The 17,230-nt window shown below is 65.6% G+C and carries 17 protein-coding genes; 3 read left to right on the top strand and 14 right to left on the bottom strand.

Annotation, left to right across the window (positions count from 1 at the left end):
• Positions 1 to 3: 3 nt before the first annotated feature.
• On the bottom strand, positions 4 to 654 hold the full coding sequence (locus tag JJB99_RS18885; RefSeq protein WP_200493849.1) for a protein-L-isoaspartate(D-aspartate) O-methyltransferase: 651 nt from the start codon (positions 652 to 654) through the stop codon (positions 4 to 6).
• A 239-nt stretch (positions 655 to 893) separates the two neighbouring features.
• Here JJB99_RS18885 and JJB99_RS18880 point away from each other — a divergent pair, with 239 nt between their 5' ends.
• Positions 894 to 1,265: a response regulator gene (locus JJB99_RS18880; protein WP_200493848.1), complete on the top strand. Its 372-nt coding sequence runs from the start codon at positions 894 to 896 to the stop codon at positions 1,263 to 1,265.
• A gap of 20 nt (positions 1,266 to 1,285) precedes the next feature.
• On the opposite strand, the gene surE is transcribed toward JJB99_RS18880, so the two are convergent.
• The 12 genes from surE to JJB99_RS18820 form a co-directional block, all read right to left on the bottom strand.
• Positions 1,286 to 2,053: a 5'/3'-nucleotidase SurE gene (gene surE / locus JJB99_RS18875; protein ID WP_200493847.1), complete on the bottom strand. Its 768-nt coding sequence runs from the start codon at positions 2,051 to 2,053 to the stop codon at positions 1,286 to 1,288.
• 105 nt (positions 2,054 to 2,158) lie between these two features.
• Entirely contained in the window at positions 2,159 to 2,521 is a 363-nt protein-coding gene (locus tag JJB99_RS18870) for a hypothetical protein (protein WP_200493846.1), read from the bottom strand.
• A 96-nt stretch (positions 2,522 to 2,617) separates the two neighbouring features.
• Complete coding sequence (serS, locus tag JJB99_RS18865; RefSeq protein WP_200493845.1) at positions 2,618 to 3,949, bottom strand: serine--tRNA ligase; 1,332 nt, start codon at positions 3,947 to 3,949, stop codon at positions 2,618 to 2,620.
• A gap of 188 nt (positions 3,950 to 4,137) precedes the next feature.
• Positions 4,138 to 4,953 carry a twin-arginine translocase subunit TatC gene (gene tatC / locus JJB99_RS18860; RefSeq protein WP_200493844.1) on the bottom strand — a complete coding sequence of 272 codons (816 nt, stop codon included), beginning with the start codon at positions 4,951 to 4,953 and terminating at the stop codon, positions 4,138 to 4,140.
• Positions 4,950 to 5,468 (bottom strand): Sec-independent protein translocase protein TatB, encoded by a 519-nt coding sequence (tatB, locus tag JJB99_RS18855; RefSeq protein WP_200493843.1) that lies wholly within the window; start codon positions 5,466 to 5,468, stop codon positions 4,950 to 4,952. Before tatB ends, tatC begins: the two co-directional genes overlap by 4 nt.
• 88 nt (positions 5,469 to 5,556) lie before the next feature.
• A complete protein-coding gene (locus JJB99_RS18850; RefSeq protein WP_200493842.1) occupies positions 5,557 to 5,790 on the bottom strand; it encodes a twin-arginine translocase TatA/TatE family subunit in 234 nt (77 codons plus the stop codon).
• A gap of 156 nt (positions 5,791 to 5,946) precedes the next feature.
• Complete coding sequence (gene scpB, locus JJB99_RS18845; RefSeq protein ID WP_200493841.1) at positions 5,947 to 6,699, bottom strand: SMC-Scp complex subunit ScpB; 753 nt, start codon at positions 6,697 to 6,699, stop codon at positions 5,947 to 5,949.
• Positions 6,700 to 6,720: 21 nt separating this feature from the next.
• Entirely contained in the window at positions 6,721 to 7,560 is an 840-nt protein-coding gene (locus tag JJB99_RS18840; RefSeq protein WP_200493840.1) for a segregation and condensation protein A, read from the bottom strand.
• Positions 7,557 to 8,585 carry a beta-N-acetylhexosaminidase gene (gene nagZ / locus JJB99_RS18835; protein WP_200493839.1) on the bottom strand — a complete coding sequence of 343 codons (1,029 nt, stop codon included), beginning with the start codon at positions 8,583 to 8,585 and terminating at the stop codon, positions 7,557 to 7,559. Before nagZ ends, JJB99_RS18840 begins: the two co-directional genes overlap by 4 nt.
• A gap of 46 nt (positions 8,586 to 8,631) precedes the next feature.
• Positions 8,632 to 10,161 (bottom strand): SPOR domain-containing protein, encoded by a 1,530-nt coding sequence (locus tag JJB99_RS18830; RefSeq protein ID WP_200500218.1) that lies wholly within the window; start codon positions 10,159 to 10,161, stop codon positions 8,632 to 8,634.
• Positions 10,162 to 10,301: 140 nt separating this feature from the next.
• On the bottom strand, positions 10,302 to 12,092 hold the full coding sequence (gene argS, locus JJB99_RS18825) for an arginine--tRNA ligase (protein ID WP_200493838.1): 1,791 nt from the start codon (positions 12,090 to 12,092) through the stop codon (positions 10,302 to 10,304).
• Positions 12,093 to 12,101: 9 nt separating this feature from the next.
• Positions 12,102 to 13,310 (bottom strand): deoxyguanosinetriphosphate triphosphohydrolase, encoded by a 1,209-nt coding sequence (locus tag JJB99_RS18820; RefSeq protein WP_200493837.1) that lies wholly within the window; start codon positions 13,308 to 13,310, stop codon positions 12,102 to 12,104.
• 130 nt (positions 13,311 to 13,440) lie between these two features.
• Between JJB99_RS18820 and erpA the strand changes: the two genes are divergently transcribed.
• Positions 13,441 to 13,770, top strand: a complete 330-nt coding sequence (gene erpA / locus JJB99_RS18815) for an iron-sulfur cluster insertion protein ErpA (protein WP_027559340.1) — start codon at positions 13,441 to 13,443, stop codon at positions 13,768 to 13,770.
• 188 nt (positions 13,771 to 13,958) lie between these two features.
• Here erpA and JJB99_RS18810 read toward each other — a convergent pair whose 3' ends face one another.
• On the bottom strand, positions 13,959 to 16,289 hold the full coding sequence (locus tag JJB99_RS18810) for a hybrid sensor histidine kinase/response regulator (RefSeq protein ID WP_200493836.1): 2,331 nt from the start codon (positions 16,287 to 16,289) through the stop codon (positions 13,959 to 13,961).
• Positions 16,290 to 16,425: 136 nt separating this feature from the next.
• Here JJB99_RS18810 and xth point away from each other — a divergent pair, with 136 nt between their 5' ends.
• Positions 16,426 to 17,223 (top strand): exodeoxyribonuclease III, encoded by a 798-nt coding sequence (xth, locus tag JJB99_RS18805; RefSeq protein ID WP_200493835.1) that lies wholly within the window; start codon positions 16,426 to 16,428, stop codon positions 17,221 to 17,223.
• Positions 17,224 to 17,230: the final 7 nt, after the last annotated feature.

The raw sequence follows: 17,230 nt of genomic DNA, 5'->3' as shown, positions 1-17,230 counted from the left end.
AATCTACAGCTCCCGCGCCACGCCGGGCAGCGCAGGCACGAAGCGCACCTCGACGAGTTCCTTGCGCTCGATCCCGGCCGCGGTGCGGCTCAGGCGGATCAGCGTCTGCACGCCCTGATGCGGACCGACCGGAGCTATCAGGATGCCGCCGACCTCAAGCCGCTCGACCAGGTTCTCCGGAAGCTGCTCCAGCGCGGCGGTGACGATGATGCGGTCGAACGGGCCGATATTGGGTGGCAGGTTGAGACCATCGCCGAGCATCACCTCAACATTGTGACAGCCGAGCTTTTCAAGCCTGGCGCGCGCCGTGTCGGCAAGCTTGCGATAGCGCTCGACCGTAAGCACCTGGCCTGCTAGCCGCGACAGCACTGCCGCCTGATAGCCCGAGCCGGCGCCGATCTCAAGCACGCGGTGCTGCTTCTGGAGCTGGAGCTGCTCGGTCATGTAGGCAACCACGAAGGGCTGGCTAATGGTCTGGCCGCAGGCGATCGGCAGCGCACTGTCGCGATAGGCCCCCTCGCGATCGGCCTCGTCGACGAACTCGTCGCGCGGCACCTCCTCCATGGTCCGCAGCACCGCCTGATCGCTGATGCCCCGACGCCTCAGCGTGAGCTGAAACATCATCTTTTCCGGCGGGTGCTGATTGGGGGGCATCGCTGCTTGTGTCGCCTCGTCAGGTCTGCTTGTCACTTGCATTGCCAAAAGCCGCCGCAGGGGTCTTGTTCCTGCTCAGGAACCCCACATGGCGCTCTGTTGCGGCATTTGACCATAAAATGGCTTGCGTCGGGCTCGCCGCAAACACCCTTTTCGGGTGTCCGTTCGCTGAAACGCGCATTGCGTCGATTCGTAATATCTGCGAACGTTTTCCGCAAACGGGCAAGGACTCAACGACAATGACTGCGACAGGGCTTTCGGGCCGCTCTGTATTCCTCGTCGAGGACGAGGTGATGATCAGGATGATGGTCGCGGACATGCTCGAAGAGCTCGGCTACACAGTGGCCGCCGAGGCCGGCGATATCAGCGAGGCCATGCGGCTCGCGGAGGCGACCGAGTTCGACATCGCCATTCTCGACGTCAACGTCAACGGCAAGGTCATCTCCCCGGTCGCCGACCTCATCCAGGCCAAGGGCTGCCCCTTCATCTTCGCCACCGGCTACGGCTCCTCCGGCCTGCCCGAGCAGTACCGCGACCGGCCGGCGCTGCAGAAGCCGTTTCAGCTCGACGCGCTCGGCAAGACCATCGAAGCGGCGCTGCGCGGCGGCTAGCCGCTATGTCCAAATCGCCTTCACTTTAACGTCGCGCTCAACTCTTCCGAGAACGCTTCATTGGTGCGGTCGAGCCTGAGCGGCGTGACCGAGACGTAGCGGTCGCGAAGCGCCGCCAGATCGGTGCCGTCTGCCGGCGTATCCATCATCGCTGCGCGCTCGAACCCGATCCAGAAATAGGGATTGCCGCGGCCGTCCCTGCGCTCGTCGATCCGCAGGAAACCGAGATTGCGCTTGCCCTGACGCGTGACGCGGATGCCCAGCACATCCTCCGGCGCGCAGGACGGGAAATTGACGTTGATGACGGTATCCTTGGGAATGCCGGCGGCAATCACCTTGCGCAGGATGTCGGGACCGAACTTGCGCGCGGTGTCCCATGGCGGCCGCTCACGGGTCTCGACGCTGAACTCCTGCGACAGCGCGAACGACGGCAAGCCCAGGATCGTGCCTTCCAGCGCGCCGGCGATGGTGCCGGAGTAGACCACGTCCTCGGCGACGTTGCGTCCCTTGTTGACGCCGGACAGCACGACATCCGGCAGCTTGGCACCCAGGATGTGCCGCGCGCCCATGATGACGCAGTCGGTCGGTGTGCCGCGCACGGCGAAGTGCTTTGGTCCGACCTCGCGCAAGCGCAGGGGGTCGTTCAGCGACAGCGAATGCGAGACGCCGGACTGGTCAAGCTCGGGGGCAACGACCCAAACGTCGTCGGAGAGCGCCTGCGCGATCTCCTCCACGACCTTGAGGCCGGGGGCGTGGATGCCGTCGTCGTTGGTGCAGAGAATGCGCATGCGAGAGGTCGTTTCCAGAAAGCGGGCCTGAGCCGTCTTATCCGGCCGGGGCCGATCAGGCAAACCGCGCCGATTGGGTCCGGCCAGGTTCCGCGTCCCGTCTTGTTACCGGCGGACGCGCCACTGCGGCAGAAAGCGCGCGAGCCGGCCTTCCGCACGCAGCTTCATCGCCGGCACGACCGGACTTGGGACGGGCCCCTCGATCACGCCGAGCGCCTCCAGCTGCGCAACCAACGGATCCGACACCGGCGTCTGCGGAAAGCGTGCGCGGGCCACCGTCAGCGCCTTGTCGAAATCCGCGGCATTCACCCCGGGCTTAGCCCGCCGGCTCTGCACAAGATCGTCATCCCAGAGCCGCGCGATCTCGATGTCGAGAACACCGCGCAGCCGCTGGTCGACGGCCTGGATGCCGGCGCCCGTCACCGCCCATTGTCTGCCGACCCAGAAGATGTCGCGGTGCAAGGCCATGAACGGTTGGGTTCGCGTTGTCGGGTGGCCGGCAGGATAACCGGCCGCCCGATCTTCGCAACCAAACGTTTCCAGCGTGACAGCCGAGCAACGCGATTAGTCGCGCGCGATCACCTTGAGCCCGCCCATATAGGGCTGGAGCACGTCCGGGACGGCGATCGAGCCGTCCTGCTGCTGATAGGTCTCCATCACGGCGATCAGCGCGCGGCCGACCGCGGTGCCGGAGCCGTTCAGCGTGTGCACGAAGCGCGGCTTGCCGTCCGGCCCGCGCGAGCGCGCATCCATGCGCCGCGCCTGAAAGTCGCCGCAGACCGAGCAGCTCGAAATCTCACGGAACATGCCGCCGTCGCCCTGCCCGGGCATCCAGACCTCGATGTCATAGGTTTTTTGCGACGAGAAGCCCATATCCCCTGCGCAGAGCGTCATCACGCGGTAGTGCAGGTCGAGCTGGCGCAGCACCTCTTCGGCGCAGGCCAGCATCCGCTCCAGCTCGTCCTTGCTGGTCTCGGGCGTGGTGATCGAGACCAGCTCGACCTTGGTGAACTGGTGCTGACGGATCATGCCGCGCGTATCGCGCCCGGCAGCGCCCGCCTCGGCGCGGAAGCATGGCGTCAGCGCGGTGAGCCGCATCGGCAGCTGCTTCTCGTCAAGAATGGATTCCCGCGCGAGGTTGGTGAGCGAGACTTCCGCCGTCGGGATGAGGCCAAGGCGGTCGGTCTTCAGCCGCTCGTGATCGGGCGCCGCAAGCAACTCGCCCTTGATCGCCCAGAACTGGTCGTCCTCGAATTTCGGCAGCTGACCTGTGCCGAACATCACCTCGTTGCGCACCAGCAGCGGCGGGTTGATCTCGGTGTAGCCATGCTCGTTGGTGTGCAGGTCGAGCATGAACTGCCCGATCGCGCGTTCGAGTCGCGCTAGCCCCTTCTTCAGCACGACGAAGCGCGCGCCGGAGAGTTTTGCCGCCGCCTCGAAATCCATGTAGCCGAGCGCGGTGCCGAGATCATCATGCAGCTTGGGCGCGAACGAATAGTTGCGGGCCTTGCCGAACACATGGTGCTGCACGTTGCCGTGCTCGTCGAGGCCGTCGGGCACCTCGTCGAACGGAATGTTCGGAATCGCGGACAGCTCTTTGGTCAGCTCCTCGTCGGCAGCTGTCGCGGCGGCTTCGAGCTCGGGCATCGTGGTCTTGAGCTCCGCAACCTCGGCCATCAGCTTGGCCGCGCGCGCCTCATCTTTCGCCTTCTTGGCGTCGCCGATTTCCTTGGACGCTGCATTGCGCCGCGCCTGCGCTTGCTCGGACGCCAGGATCGCCGCGCGCCGCTTCTCGTCGATCGCGAGCAGCGAGGCCGACGACGGCTTCAGGCCACGCCGGGCGAGACCGGCGTCGAAGGCTTGCGGATTGTCGCGGATCGCTTTGATATCGTGCATGGCCGTGGTCCTGGGTCAGCGCGTAAACATACAACGACGAACGTTGTACGTCAGCGCGTCTCCCCTAGCACTCTGTCATCGCCCGCGAAAGCGGGCGATCCAGTATTCCAGAGACGGGACTGATTCCTCGATGGGTCGCGGCGTACTGGATTCCCCGCCTTCGCGGGGAATGACAGCGAGTGTGGCCCCTACTCCGCCGGATTGGCCGGCGTCGACACGTCGGTGCCGGTGGAGGCCTGCGACGACGCGGCCGCCTTCTTCTCCACCATCGCCACCGCGATGATCGAGCCTTCATAGAGCGCCAGCAAGGGAATCGCGAGCGAGCATTGGCTTAGGACGTCGGGCGGGGTCAGCACGGCCGCGATGACGAAGGCGATGACGATGAAATAGCGGCGCTTCTCGCGCAGCATCTTCGAGGTGATGATGCCGATGCGGCCGAGCAGCGTCAGGATTACCGGGAGCTGGAACGCGATGCCAAAGGCGAAGATCAGCGACATCATCAGCGACAGATATTCGCCGACTTTGGGCAGGAGCTGGATCTGCGCGGTCTCGTCGCTGCCGGCCTGCTGCATGCCGAGCGAGAAGCGGACCAGCATCGGCAGGACGACGAAATAGACCAGCGCAGCACCGAGCACGAAGAAGAAGGGGGTCGCGACCAGATACGGCAGGAAGGCCTGCTTCTCGTGCTTGTAGAGGCCGGGCGCCACGAACTTGTAGATCTGCGTCGCCACGATCGGGAACGAGATGAAGCCGGCGCCGAACAGCGCCAGCTTGAGCTGGGTGATGAAATATTCCAGCAGCGCCGTGTAGATGAACTTGGAGTTCTCGGGACCCGCGACCCACACAAAGGGCCAGACCAGCACGTTGTAGATCTGCTTGGCGAAGAAAAAGCAGAAGATGAAGGCCACGCCGAAGCCGAGCAGCGCCTTGATCAGCCGCGAGCGCAGCTCGATCAAATGGTCCATCAGCGGGGCTTTGCTGGCCTCGATATCGGCGTCGCTCATGACGCTTTGGCGTCCTTGGTCGCCTCGGATGGCGCGGTGTCGTGAGTGACGTGGTCTTGGATCACCTCAGCCGGCTCGACCTCGCGGGTGATGGCGAGCGGCTCGGTCACGGCCGCATGCGCCTCGGCTTCCACGAAGGTCTCCGGCGTCGGCGCTTTCGGTGTCGTTGGGGTCGACGGCGGCTCGACGGCGGTGGTCGTCGACGTCTCAGCCGGCCTATCCAGCGCATCGACGCGGAGCGAGTCGCTGACGTCCTTCTGAAGCGAGGTCATCAAATTGTTGCCGGAAAAGCTGGAAGCGGCTTCCTTGACCTCATCAAAGCTCTTCTTGAGGTCGGCCATCTCGGCCTCGCGCATCGCTTCCTGGAACTGGCCCTGGAATTCGGCGGCCATCTTGCGCGCCTTGCCCATCCACTGCCCGACCATGCGCAGCACGCCCGGCAGCTCTTTCGGGCCGATGGCAACCAGGGCCACGACCCCGATCAGGACCAGTTCACTCCACCCGATGTCGAACATGAGGTCTTCCGTTCACGCGAAGCCGCGGCCGGCCCAATCCCTTGCGCGCAGGATCGGGGCCGCTACCCGCGTCTCGCGTGCTCTCTGCTCAGACGGCCTTGCTGCCGACGTCGGACCGGGCCGCAGTCGGTGCGGCGTTGTGCTCGATGGACTTGGCCGGCTCGGGCTTGTCGGCGACCTTCTCGTCGTCCTGCATGCCCTTCTTGAACGCCTTAATGCCCTGCGCCACGTCGCCCATCAGATCCGAAATCTTGCCGCGGCCGAACAGCAGCAGGACCACTGCGATCACCAGGATCCAGTGCCAAATGCTGAGTGAACCCATCCTGCAACCCTCCAAACGCGCATGGCCGGGGACCCGGCCGATCTTCACCGAAACCTAGGCTTGGCAGGTGTCAAAAACAAGGACCAACGCAGCGCCAATTCGCTGTCGGCACTACGTAATCTTGCTAAGCGTTAACTGGTCGCAGGGGGCAGAGCGTCATTCGTCAGCGCTGCCCTCGGCGCCACCTTCATTGCCGCCTTCCGGCGCTTCGGGCTCGACCGCCGGGGCCAGAGCCAGATCGAGTTCCTCGCCCGGTTCCAGCGGATCCTCGTCCTCGCGCAGCTGTGGATCGTCCGACGGCGTCGGCACGCTAAAGCCAGTCGGCAGGCGCGAATCCAAGAGGCCAGTGCCCTTCAGCTCTTCCAGGCCCGGCAGGTCCCCCAGCTGTTCCAGGGTGAACTGCGACAGGAACTCCTCGGTGGTTCCGAAGGTCAGCGGACGGCCGGGCGTCTTGCGGCGGCCGCGTGGCTTGATCCAGCCGGTCTCCAACAGCACGTCGAGCGTACCCTTCGAGGTGACGACGCCGCGGATTTCTTCGATCTCGGCACGCGTCACCGGCTGGTGATAAGCGATGATCGCCAGCACCTCGATCGCCGCGCGCGACAGGCGGCGAGTCTCGTGGCTCTCGCGCGTCATCAGCCAGGACAGATCACCGGCGGTGCGGAAGGTCCATTTGTTGGCGACGCGCACGAGGTTGACGCCACGCAAGGCGTAGTCGGCCTGCAACTGCTCCAGCGCGGCTTTGACGTCCACGCCCTCGGGCATGCGCTTGGCCAGCGTCGCGGTATCCAGCGGTTCACTCGAGGCGAACAGCAGCGCTTCCAGCAGCCGCAATTCTTCGGGACGCGCCTGGGACTCGTTCTCCATCGGCTCGGCCTCTTCTACCCGCACTTCAGCCAGGCTTGCCATGGCAGATTCTCCTTCTTGCACTTAAGCGACCGGCGCGTCGGGCGCAGGAGCTGCATCCGGGACCGGTTTGGGACGCCCCTTCCGGAAATAGATGGGCGCAAACGCCTCTTTCTGGTTCAGCTCGAGCTGACCTTCACGCACCAGCTCCAGCGCGGCGGCGAAGCTCGAGGCAAACACCGTCGCGCGCTGCGTCGGATCGGCGACGTGGCGGATCAGGAAGTCGTCGAGCACGCCCCAGTCATCCTGCTCGCTGATGCTGCCGACCAGCCGCTCCAGCGTGGCGCGCGCTTCCGCGAGCGACCACACCGTGCGCTTGGCCAGATGCACGCTCGCCAGCACCCGCGACTGGCGCTGCGCGGCATAAGCGGTGAGCAGGTCGTACAGGGTCGCGGTGTATTTCGGATGCTTGATCTCGGCGATGTGCTCGGGCTCGCCGCGCGGGAAGATGTCGCGTTGCAATTGCGGGCGGTTCATCAGCCGGTTGGCGGCTTCGCGGATGGCTTCCAGCCGGCGCAAGCGGTTGGCGAGCGCCGTCGCCATCTGCTCCGCGCTCGGGCCTTCGGCACTCGGCGGCTCCGGCAGCAGCAGGCGTGACTTCAGGAAGGCGAGCCACGCGGCCATCACGAGATAGTCGGCCGCAAGCTCCAGCCGGATTTTTCGCGCGGCTTCGATGAAGTGGAGGTACTGGTCGGCGAGGGCCAGGATCGAAATCTTGGCGAGGTCGACCTTCTGCTGCCGCGCCAGCGCGAGCAGCAGGTCGAGCGGACCTTCATAGCCCTCGACGTCCACCACCAACGCCGGCTCACCTTCGGCGAGCTCTGCGGGCCGCCCGGTTTCAAACGATAGGATTTCTGCGGTCATGCGGATGCCGTGTTTGCCCGTGCGATCAATGCGTCCAGCTCAGTGCGGGCGGCCGCGCGATCAAACGGCTGCGGTGGCTTGCGCGCGGCAAGCGCGGCGTTCGCCCGCTCGAGCGCCCTGCCCGCGAGTTCAGGCGTCTGGCCGGCGACCTCCCGCATCTCCTCGATGTTGCCGTTGCAATGCAGGGCCATGTCGCAGCCGGCCGCGAAGATGGCGCGGGTCCGCTCGGCGATCGTGCCCGCCAGCGCGTTCATCGACACGTCATCACTCATTAACAAACCCTGGAACCCGATTGCGGCGCGAATCACGTCAGCGATCATTGTCGCAGAAGTCGTCGCCGGATGGGCGGGGTCGACGGCGCTAAACACAACATGTGCAGTCATCGCCATCGGCAGGTCGGCCAGCGGCTTGAACGCCGCAAAGTCGGTCCGGTCGAGCTCGTCCCTGGCGGTGCCGACCGTGGGCAGCTTGAAATGGGTATCGGCGGTCGCCCGGCCATGGCCGGGGATGTGCTTCAGAACGGGGAGCACACCGCCCTGTTCCAAACCTTCGGTAACCGCGCGGGCGATCGCCGCGACCTTGTCCGGCGAGGTGCCGTAGGCCCGGTTCCCGATCACGGCGTCGGCACCCGGCACCGGCACATCTGCGAGCGGCAGGCAGTCCACCGTGATGCCGAGCTCGGCCAGATCAGCCGCGATCAGGCGGGCGCTGAGCCGTGCCGCCGTCAGCCCAAGCGCCGAATCAGCGTCGTACAAGCTCGAGAAAACGGCGCCTGGCGGGTAGGCCGGCCAGTGCGGCGGCCCCAGTCGCTGCACCCGTCCACCCTCCTGGTCGATCAGGACAGGCGCATCGGGCGCATTCGCGGCCGACCGCAATTCAGCAACCAATGCAGCAACTTGCGTCGGCGTCTGGACGTTGCGCTTGAAGAGGATGAAACCCCATGGGCGTTCGCTGCGGATAAACTCCCGCTCGGCGGCGGTCAGTTCCGTTCCGGAAACGCCGGTAATGAAGGCCCGCGTGCTCATAAGGGCCGATTAACCCTGCCCTGCGAGGGGGTCAAGGAAACGGCCGTTAATTCCTCTGGACGAAGCAGGCCGACAGGCCTGCGGACTTCAGGCTGTTGCAGGCCTGCGTCGCCTCCTCGGCCGATCCATAGGGACCGGCGAAGGCGCGGTAAACGATCCCCTTGCCCTTGTCGGTGAGATCGACGCGCTTGATCACCGGCGCGCGAGAGCCGAGCACGCTGCCGTACTTACTCTGAAGCACCCGGTAGGAGGCGTGAGCGCTTTCCTCAGTCTGCTGCGAGGAGACCTGCACGACGTAGCCGCCACCGCCGCTGCTGGCGGGCGCGATTTGCGTCGGGGTGGTCGCAGCCATCCGCTGTGGCGGCTCGGCAGGCGCCGATTGCGGGGCCAGTGACAGCGGCTGATTCGCGCTGGCATTGGCCGAGGTCGGCGGATTGCGCGGTGCGGCTGGGGCAGCGGGCGCAGCGACCGGCTTTGGGGCCGTTGCCGCGGGCTTGGCCGCCGCGGCTTGCGGCGCGGCGCTATCGGTCTGGTCGCCCCGCACGGCCACGGTCCTGACCGGGCGCGGCGAATTGTTCGGCATCGTACCGTTGCCCGGCATCGGACCTGCGCTCGGCGGCGGCACCGCCGAGGGCGAGACGCTCGCCACCGTCGGCGGATTGGCGTTCTGGTTCAGCGGCGGGAATACCACGCGGGGACCGCTGGCCTTGGCGTTGACGTCGACGGGTGCTTCCTCGCGCGGCACGATCTTCTCGGAACCGTCGCCGCTCGCCATGCGATCCGGCAGCTTGGCCGAGGAGTCCGTCGGCGCCGGCACGATCTTGGTCGGCGTGTTGTCGGCCCTGATGATCGGCGGCTCACCACTGCGGGGCGAGCCGACATAGGTCTTGTAGGCGAAGGCCGCACCGGTGCCGACCACGGCCAGCGCAAGGATCGCCGCGATCGTCATCATGCCGCCGCGCTGCTTCTTCGGCTCGTCGAGGTCCGCTTCGGGATAGTCGCTCTGGAACGCGTAGGGGTCGTCCGGATAAGCGGGATCGCGCTGATAGTCCTGCTCGCCCGCCTCCAGCCGTCCGTAGAGCGCATCGTCGTAGCGCGACGGATCGGGCTGCGGAGACGGCTCCTGATAGGCCTGCTCCTGGTAGGCTTGAGCCTGATCTTGATAGCCGTGATCCGGATAAGCCTGCGGCTGATGGTAATCAGGCTCGGGGGCAGCCGGCTGGGCTGAATAGCGATGCAGCGGATGAACCGGGCTCACAGAGGCAGGATAGTCGGGTTCGGGTGCCGGCTGCGGCTGCACGTTGGCGCGCCGCATCCATGACGGCGGTCCGGGCGGAGGCGGCGGAGCCTCCTCGGCATAATCCTGCTGATCATCGTCCTGCGCGTAGTTGTCGTCCTGGTAGCTCTGCGTAGGCGCCGGCGGGTGGGCGGGCCGTCCCTGCGCAGCGAACGGATCGGTTTGACCGATCAGGCGGGCGAGCTCGGCTAGGGGATCGCTTTCCGCCTTCGCATGCAGGTCGCCACCGCGACCATAGTCATCGGAAGGAAACGGTCTATCGTGATATCGTTCGGCCATCGTGATGATGCGTCCCTTCGGGAAAGCCGCGCGCCCCTCGACCAAGGCACGGCTTTCGACCCACAAGGCTGTCAACCAAGTCTAAGCGATCCGGCTTCTGCCGGTTACCCCCAAATTCCCCTTAGGTAGTTCGCCCCAAACTACCGCATCTCGTCCGGAGCATGGACGCCGAGGATGGCGAGGCCCGATGCCAGGACAGAGACGACGCCCTGGACCATGGCCAGCCGCGCCTTTGTTAGATCTGCATCATTATTGATAATGAAGCGTAAATAGGGCAAATCGCGCCCCTTCGTCCAAAGTGCGTGAAATTCGCTGGCTAAATCATAGAGATAAAAGGCAATTCGGTGCGGCTCGTGGGCGCTGGCGGCCGCTTCCAGCATCCGCGGATAAATTGCGAGGCGCTTGAGAAGGTCGAGCTCGACCGGGTCGGACAGCCGTTCCATCGCCGACTCACTGAGCCAGGCGATGCGCTTGTTGGCCTCCTCGGGGAGTTCCGGGAACACCTCGGCCCGCGCGTTGCGGAAGATCGAGTGGCCGCGGGCGTGACCGTACTGGACGTAGAACACCGGGTTGTCGCGCGACTGTTCCATGACCTTGGCGAGGTCGAAGTCGAGCACCGCGTCGTTCTTGCGGTAGAGCATCATGAAGCGGACGGCGTCCTGGCCGACCTCATCCACCACCTCACGCAAGGTGACGAAGTCCCCGCTCCGCTTCGACATTTTCACCGGCTCGCCGTTGCGCAGCAACTTCACGAGCTGGACGATCTTGACGTCGAGCGAGCCTTTGCCTGAGGTCGTGGCCTTCACCGCCGCCTGCATGCGCTTGATGTAGCCGCCATGGTCGGCGCCCCAAACGTCGATCATCTCGGCGAAACCACGGTCGAACTTGTTCTTGTGGTAGGCGATGTCGGAGGCGAAGTAAGTGTAGCTGCCGTCCGACTTGATCAGCGGACGATCCACATCGTCACCGTAGGCGGTCGCCCTGAACAGCAGCTGCTCGCGGTCTTCCCAGTCCTCGACCGGCGCGCCCTTCGGCGGCGGCAGGCGTCCCTCGTAGATGTCGCCCTTGGCCTTCAGGAAATCGATGGTCTCGGCAACCTTGTTGTTGCCGCTCTCGATCAGCGAGCGCTCCGAGAAGAACACGTCGTGACGGATGTTCAGGGCGGCGAGATCGTCCTTGATCTCGTCCATCATCATCGCGATCGCCTTGGCGCGCACCGTCGGCAGCCACTCGGCCTCGCTCATCGCGAGGAGCTTGTCGCCATGCTCCTTTGCCAGCGCAGCGCCCACCGGCTTCAGATAGTCGCCGGGATAGAGCCCCTCCGGGATCGCATCGATGTTCTCGCCGAGCGCCTCGCGGTACCGCAGGAACGCGGAGCGCGCGAGCACGTCGACCTGCGCGCCGGCGTCGTTGATGTAATATTCGCGCGTGACGTCGTGGCCGGCAAACTGCAGCAGACTCGCCAGCGCATCGCCGAACACGGCGCCGCGGCAGTGGCCGACATGCATCGGTCCGGTCGGATTGGCCGAGACGTATTCGACATTGACCTTGGAGCCGCCGCGGATGCGCCCGTAATCGGCGGCCTCGCGCAGCACTGTTCGCAGCGCCTCGGCCCAGGCCGCGGGCTTCAGTGTCAGATTGATGAAGCCGGGACCGGCGACGTCGACCTTGGCGATCAGCGCGTCGGCGCGCAGCCGCTCGGCAATCTGCTCGGCGAGATCGCGCGGCTTTGCCTTTGCCTCTTTCGCCAGCACCATGGCCGCGTTGGTCGCCATGTCGCCATGGGTGGCATCGCGCGGCGGCTCGACCACCACGCGCGAGAAATCGATGCCCTCGGGCCAGTTGGATTCCGCCGCGAGCGCGCGGCAGGCGGCGTGCACGCGTGCGAGCACGTCGGCGAACAAATGCAGTGCTGAGGATGGGTCGGGCATGGCCGCCGCCTAACGCAAATCCGGGGTCGAGTCAAAAAGCCGCTGGTGCTCGGTCAGGGCGAAACGGTCGGTCATTCCGGCAATGAAATTGCCGATCCGGCGGGCCCGGTCGCCCCCATTGTCCGCCTCCGCCCCGAGCAGCCATTCCGGCGGCAGGTCGCCAGGGGATTTCAGGTATTTTGCGAACAAGTCGAACAGGATCTGCTCGGCCTCCCCCATCACCCGCATCACCCGTTGGTGGCGGTACATGTGCTGGTAGAGGAAGCCCTTGATGGCGGCCTCCTCCTCGGCAACTTCAGGCGGGAACGCGATCAGCGCCCGGCTCTGCTGGCGGACGTCCTGGGCCGACTGCGGTTTCACCGCATTGAGGTTCTTCTGCGCCTCCGCGAACACCGCGCCGATCAGGTGCGAGATCAGCTCGCGCACCAGTTCGGCGCCGCGCCTGACGTCTTCGAGAGCGGGATAGTGCGCCGAGGTCTCGGCGATGATCTCCGCGGTGAGCGGCATCACCTTGAGGTCGTCGAGATGGAACAGGCCGGCGCGCAGGCCGTCGTCGATGTCGTGGGCGTCATAGGCGATGTCGTCGGCGATCGCTGCGACCTGCGCTTCGAGCGAGGCGAAGCTCCACAATTCGAGATCGTAGGTCTTGATGTAGTCGGCGATGCCGACGGGAACGCCATGCTCGCGGTAGCGTCCGACCGGCGCGCCGTTGCGGTCGGTCAGCGGGCCGTTGTGCTTGACGATGCCCTCCAGCGACTCCCAGGTCAGATTCAGCCCGTCGAACTCGGGATAGCGGTGCTCCAGCGCGGCGACGACGCGCAAGGTCTGGGCATTGTGGTCGAAGCCGCCAAACTCCTTGAGGCAGGCATCCAGCGCCCGCTCGCCGGCGTGGCCGAATGGGGGATGGCCGAGATCGTGGGCGAGCGCCAGGGTTTCGGTGAGGTCCTCGTCCAGCCCGAGCTGCCGGGCCAGTGCGCGGGCGATCTGCGCCACCTCCAGCGAATGGGTCAACCGGGTCCGGTAGTGATCGCCCTCGTGGAACACGAACACCTGGGTCTTGTACTTCAGGCGGCGGAACGCGGTGGAATGGATCACCCGGTCGCAATCGCGCCGGAACGGGCTCCGGGTCCGGCTCGGCGGCTCGGCGACTAGCCGGCCGCGGCTGCGATCGGGATCGCAGGCATAGGGCGCGCGGGGGGCTGCCATTCCGACGGACACGGCGAATTTAGTCCCTATCCATTTGATTCTGCGTATGGTGGCACTTAACTATGTCGGGCGCGGGATACCAACTGAATTGGGCAAGTGAATTTGGTGTGACGCGGGACTAAGGGACTATCGGAGACCAGCCATGACGACTGCCGTGACCATCAGCGACCGGGCCGCACGCCGGATTGGGGAGATCCTCAAGGGCGAAGGCACAGGCGCGATGCTGCGCATCTCGGTCGAGGGCGGCGGCTGCTCCGGCTTCCAGTACAAGTTCGACATCGACCGCGACCGCACCGACGACGATCTCGTGATCGAGCAGGACAATGCGGTGGTGCTGGTCGATTCCGCCTCTCAGCCGTTCCTGGCTGGCTCGCAGGTCGATTTCGTCGACGACCTGATCGGCGCCTCGTTCCGCGTCAACAATCCCAACGCGACGGCGTCCTGCGGTTGCGGGACCAGCTTCTCGATCTAGCCCGACTCAAAATCTGAAAAACAACCCCATGCACAGTAGCCGGCACGCCGGCGCGATGCACTTCGGCTTTTACGAAAAACATTTGACCCGTCGGGCAAAACAGGGGTAGGATGTAATCATCGCGCGGTCCCCAAGGGCGGGGAGCTCGGCCGGACACTACGCGCCGGATTCGACCCCTAGCCGGCGCTTTAGACGTCCGTCATCTGTCTCTCTTCGTCCGTCCACTCCACCTCATCCGGCATCAGCTCCGGCTGAAGGGGCGCGTCTTCCGACATCGTATGGCCGTCCAGCGCGCGCAGCAACGCCGCGACCAAGGCGGGCTTGCGCAGCGGCTTCGCCAAGAAATCCGACATGCCCGCTTCGCGGCAAATCCTGACGTCCTCAGGGAAGGCATTGGCGGTCAGCGCGATGATCGGCACGGCGGCGAGGCGCCCGCCGTGCCCTCGGATCGCCCGGGTCGCGGCAAGGCCGTCCATATCGGGCATGCGCACGTCCATCAGCACGATGTCGTAATCGCCATCGGACGCAGCCCCGACGGCCTGGACACCGTCGGTCACAACCTTCAGCTCGATATCGAAGGCACCCAGCATCTTGCTCACGACCATGCGGTTGACCGCATCGTCCTCGGCGACCAGCACTCTCAGCGGCTGGTCGAGCCCGGCAATGCGCGCCTTGAGCGCGTCGGCCTCGTCGGCGCCCGCCGTCTGGTCGGACGCTTGCGCCTGGCTCCAGGGCAGCACCAGCGTGAAGCGGAAGGTCGAGCCCTGACCCGGCATCGAGGTGACCCCGATGGTGCCGCCCATCTGCTCGATGATGCGCCGCGAGATCGCAAGGCCAAGCCCCGTGCCGCCGAAGCGGCGGCTGATCGATGCATCGGCCTGCGCGAAGTCGCTGAACAGCTGCCCCAGCTTGTCGGGCGCAATGCCGATGCCGCTGTCGGTCACGCTCCATTCGACAGTTGCGAGCAGGTCGCGGCGCGCCTGGCAGGTCGCCGAGATCGTCACCTCGCCTTCATCGGTGAACTTCACGGCGTTGGAGGCAAGATTGAGCAGCACCTGGCGGATGCGCGCGACGTCGCCGCGCAGCGTCGGCGGCAGGTTCGGATCGAGCTCGACCTTGACCGCGAGGCCCTTGTTCTTGGCGCTGGCGCGCGCGACGGTCGCGACGGTTTCGACCAATGCCTGCGGCGCGAAGTCGATCGCCTCGAACGCGAAGCGACCCGCCTCGAGCTTGGAGAGGTCGAGAATGTCGTTGAGAATGCGCTGGAGATTGTCGCCGGATTCCCGGATCGTGGTGACAGCCTCGCGCTGCTCCGGATCGAGCTTTGTCTCCAGCAGCATGCTGGCGAGGCCGAGTACGCCGTTCATGGGCGTGCGGATCTCGTGGCTCATCACCGCCAGGAAGTCCGACTTGGCGCGGCTCTCGGCCTCGGCCTTTTCGGCGCGCCAGCGCTCAGTGACGTCGCGGCCGAAGCCGCGATAGCCCAAGAATTGCCCATCGCGGTCATAGGCCGGCTTCGCCGTCAGCGACCACAGCCGCGCCTCGCCGCCGGCGACGACCTTCAGGTTCATCTCGTGCAGCGGCTCGGCATGCTCCATCAGGCCGACAATGTTGTAGGCGGCGCTCTTGTCCTCGGGACAGAGCATGTCGAGCACGTCGGAGAAATGCGAGCCCTTCAGCAACGGAAGCGGCAGCTGCGCGACTGCGGCGAAGCGTTCGGGCACGTCGACGAGATGCCCTTCGGCGTCGGTCTGCCACAGCCAGTCGCTGGCGTTCTCCTGAAAGTCCTTCAGCAGCAGCGAGATGATCTCGGTCTGCCGCTCGAGCTCGAGCCGGGCCTTGAGGCTGCCGAGGAACAGGTTGCCCTGTGAGACGATGTTGCGCGCCATGAAGAACGCGAACAGCAGCAGGAATACCGAGGTCACCAGATACGGCCCGGTGCCGCACACCAGCAATGCGCCGGCGCAGGCGACCGTCATGGTGGCGAGATAGACGAGGCCGGCACGCGGGAAGGTCGACAGCGTGAAGGCGCCGCCCGACATCATGCCGACCATCAGGCAGGCCAGGATGAGCTGACTGGTCGGCTCGATGCGGCTGAACAGCGCCAGCGGCAGCGTGCCCCAGATCGCGGCGAGGAAGAAGGCCTGCCGCAGCATCTGCCTTGCCGCACGCGGGGAGGCTTCCTGCGGCGGGTCCTGATGCGAGCGATGCCAGGCGCGGACAGCGAGCGCGGCAGTGACGGCAAGGGTCATGCCCCAGAGCGCGAGGAAGTCGTTCCAGCCCCGCCCCCAGAACAGGATCAGCACGATGGCGACGTTGAGCATGGTGACGGCCATCGTCACCGGGATGGCCCGCGTCACCGCGTCGATCTGCCTGGCGCGGATGCGGCGCAGCTCGCGCTCGCTGAGATCGGCGGTCAGGCCGTCCTCGATCTCGAAGCCGCCGAGCCAGTACAGGAACGCGCCGATCAGGCCGTCGCGCGGCTCGGTCTGTCCCAAAGATTTATCCGGCCATCGCATCCGCGGAACCTTTTCCGCATCAATGGCCTGCGGCCTGCTTAAGCCGGGTTAATTTTGTGGGCGATTTTGCAGCGTCCTTGACGGGCGCGTTTGCAGTTTGTTCTAACCATGGCCCTTGGTCCGGAGCCCCGCCGACATGCCCATCAGAGTTGCCACCTGGAACGTGAACTCGGTCCGGCAGCGGATCGACCCACTGCTGACCTGGCTGAGGGAATGCCAGCCGGACATCGTCTGCCTCCAGGAGATCAAATGCGTGGACGAGGCCTTCCCGCGGCTGGAGATCGAGGCGCTCGGCTACAACGTCGTCACGCACGGACAGAAGACGTTCAATGGCGTCGCCCTGCTCTCAAAACTCCGCTTCGACGAGACCAAATCGGGGCTGGCCGGCGATGACGAGGACGCCCATGCCCGCTTCCTCGAAGGCGTGGTGACGCTCAAGCAAGGAGTCCTGCGCATCGCGTGCCTCTATCTGCCCAACGGCAACCCGGTCGGGACCGAGAAATATCCCTACAAGCTCAAATGGATGTCGCGGCTTCTTGAGTATTCGAAGGAGCGCCTCAAGTCCGAGGAGCCGCTGATCCTCGCCGGCGACTTCAACGTCATTCCGCACGCCCGCGACGTCCACAACCCCGCCGCCTGGACCGAGGACGCCCTGTTCAAGGCCGAGACGCGCGAGAGCTTCCAGTCCCTGCTCGGCCTCGGCCTCACCGATGCGCTGCGGGCCGTCACCGACGAGGGCGGGCTCTACACCTTCTGGGACTACCAGGCCGGGGCGTGGCAGAAGAATCAGGGTCTGCGGATCGACCATCTCTTGTTGTCGCCGCAGGCCAGCGACAAGCTCGCCAATGTCGGCATCGACAGCTATGTGCGCGGCTGGGAGAAGCCGTCGGACCACGTGCCGGTGTGGGCGGATCTGGATCTCGAGGCGGCGTAACAGCGCC

The organism is Bradyrhizobium diazoefficiens (assembly GCF_016616235.1).
Lineage (GTDB): Bacteria > Pseudomonadota > Alphaproteobacteria > Rhizobiales > Xanthobacteraceae > Bradyrhizobium > Bradyrhizobium diazoefficiens_H.
This window is presented reverse-complemented; position numbering and strand designations above follow the sequence as displayed.

Bases quoted from the DNA above. Each gene is read 5' to 3' on its own strand.
- scpB (WP_200493841.1), bottom strand. From the start codon at position 6,699: ATGGCAAGCCTGGCTGAAGTGCGGGTAGAAGAGGCCGAGCCGATGGAG.
- JJB99_RS18810 (WP_200493836.1), bottom strand. From the start codon at position 16,289: ATGCGATGGCCGGATAAATCTTTGGGACAGACCGAGCCGCGCGACGGC.
- JJB99_RS18840 (WP_200493840.1), bottom strand. From the start codon at position 7,560: ATGACCGCAGAAATCCTATCGTTTGAAACCGGGCGGCCCGCAGAGCTC.
- surE (WP_200493847.1), bottom strand. From the start codon at position 2,053: ATGCGCATTCTCTGCACCAACGACGACGGCATCCACGCCCCCGGCCTC.
- erpA (WP_027559340.1), top strand. From the start codon at position 13,441: ATGACGACTGCCGTGACCATCAGCGACCGGGCCGCACGCCGGATTGGG.
- tatC (WP_200493844.1), bottom strand. From the start codon at position 4,953: ATGAGCGACGCCGATATCGAGGCCAGCAAAGCCCCGCTGATGGACCAT.
- JJB99_RS18885 (WP_200493849.1), bottom strand. From the start codon at position 654: ATGCCCCCCAATCAGCACCCGCCGGAAAAGATGATGTTTCAGCTCACG.
- nagZ (WP_200493839.1), bottom strand. From the start codon at position 8,585: ATGAGCACGCGGGCCTTCATTACCGGCGTTTCCGGAACGGAACTGACC.
- JJB99_RS18850 (WP_200493842.1), bottom strand. From the start codon at position 5,790: ATGGGTTCACTCAGCATTTGGCACTGGATCCTGGTGATCGCAGTGGTC.
- argS (WP_200493838.1), bottom strand. From the start codon at position 12,092: ATGCCCGACCCATCCTCAGCACTGCATTTGTTCGCCGACGTGCTCGCA.
- JJB99_RS18880 (WP_200493848.1), top strand. From the start codon at position 894: ATGACTGCGACAGGGCTTTCGGGCCGCTCTGTATTCCTCGTCGAGGAC.
- xth (WP_200493835.1), top strand. From the start codon at position 16,426: ATGCCCATCAGAGTTGCCACCTGGAACGTGAACTCGGTCCGGCAGCGG.
- serS (WP_200493845.1), bottom strand. From the start codon at position 3,949: ATGCACGATATCAAAGCGATCCGCGACAATCCGCAAGCCTTCGACGCC.
- tatB (WP_200493843.1), bottom strand. From the start codon at position 5,468: ATGTTCGACATCGGGTGGAGTGAACTGGTCCTGATCGGGGTCGTGGCC.
- JJB99_RS18830 (WP_200500218.1), bottom strand. From the start codon at position 10,161: ATGGCCGAACGATATCACGATAGACCGTTTCCTTCCGATGACTATGGT.
- JJB99_RS18870 (WP_200493846.1), bottom strand. From the start codon at position 2,521: ATGGCCTTGCACCGCGACATCTTCTGGGTCGGCAGACAATGGGCGGTG.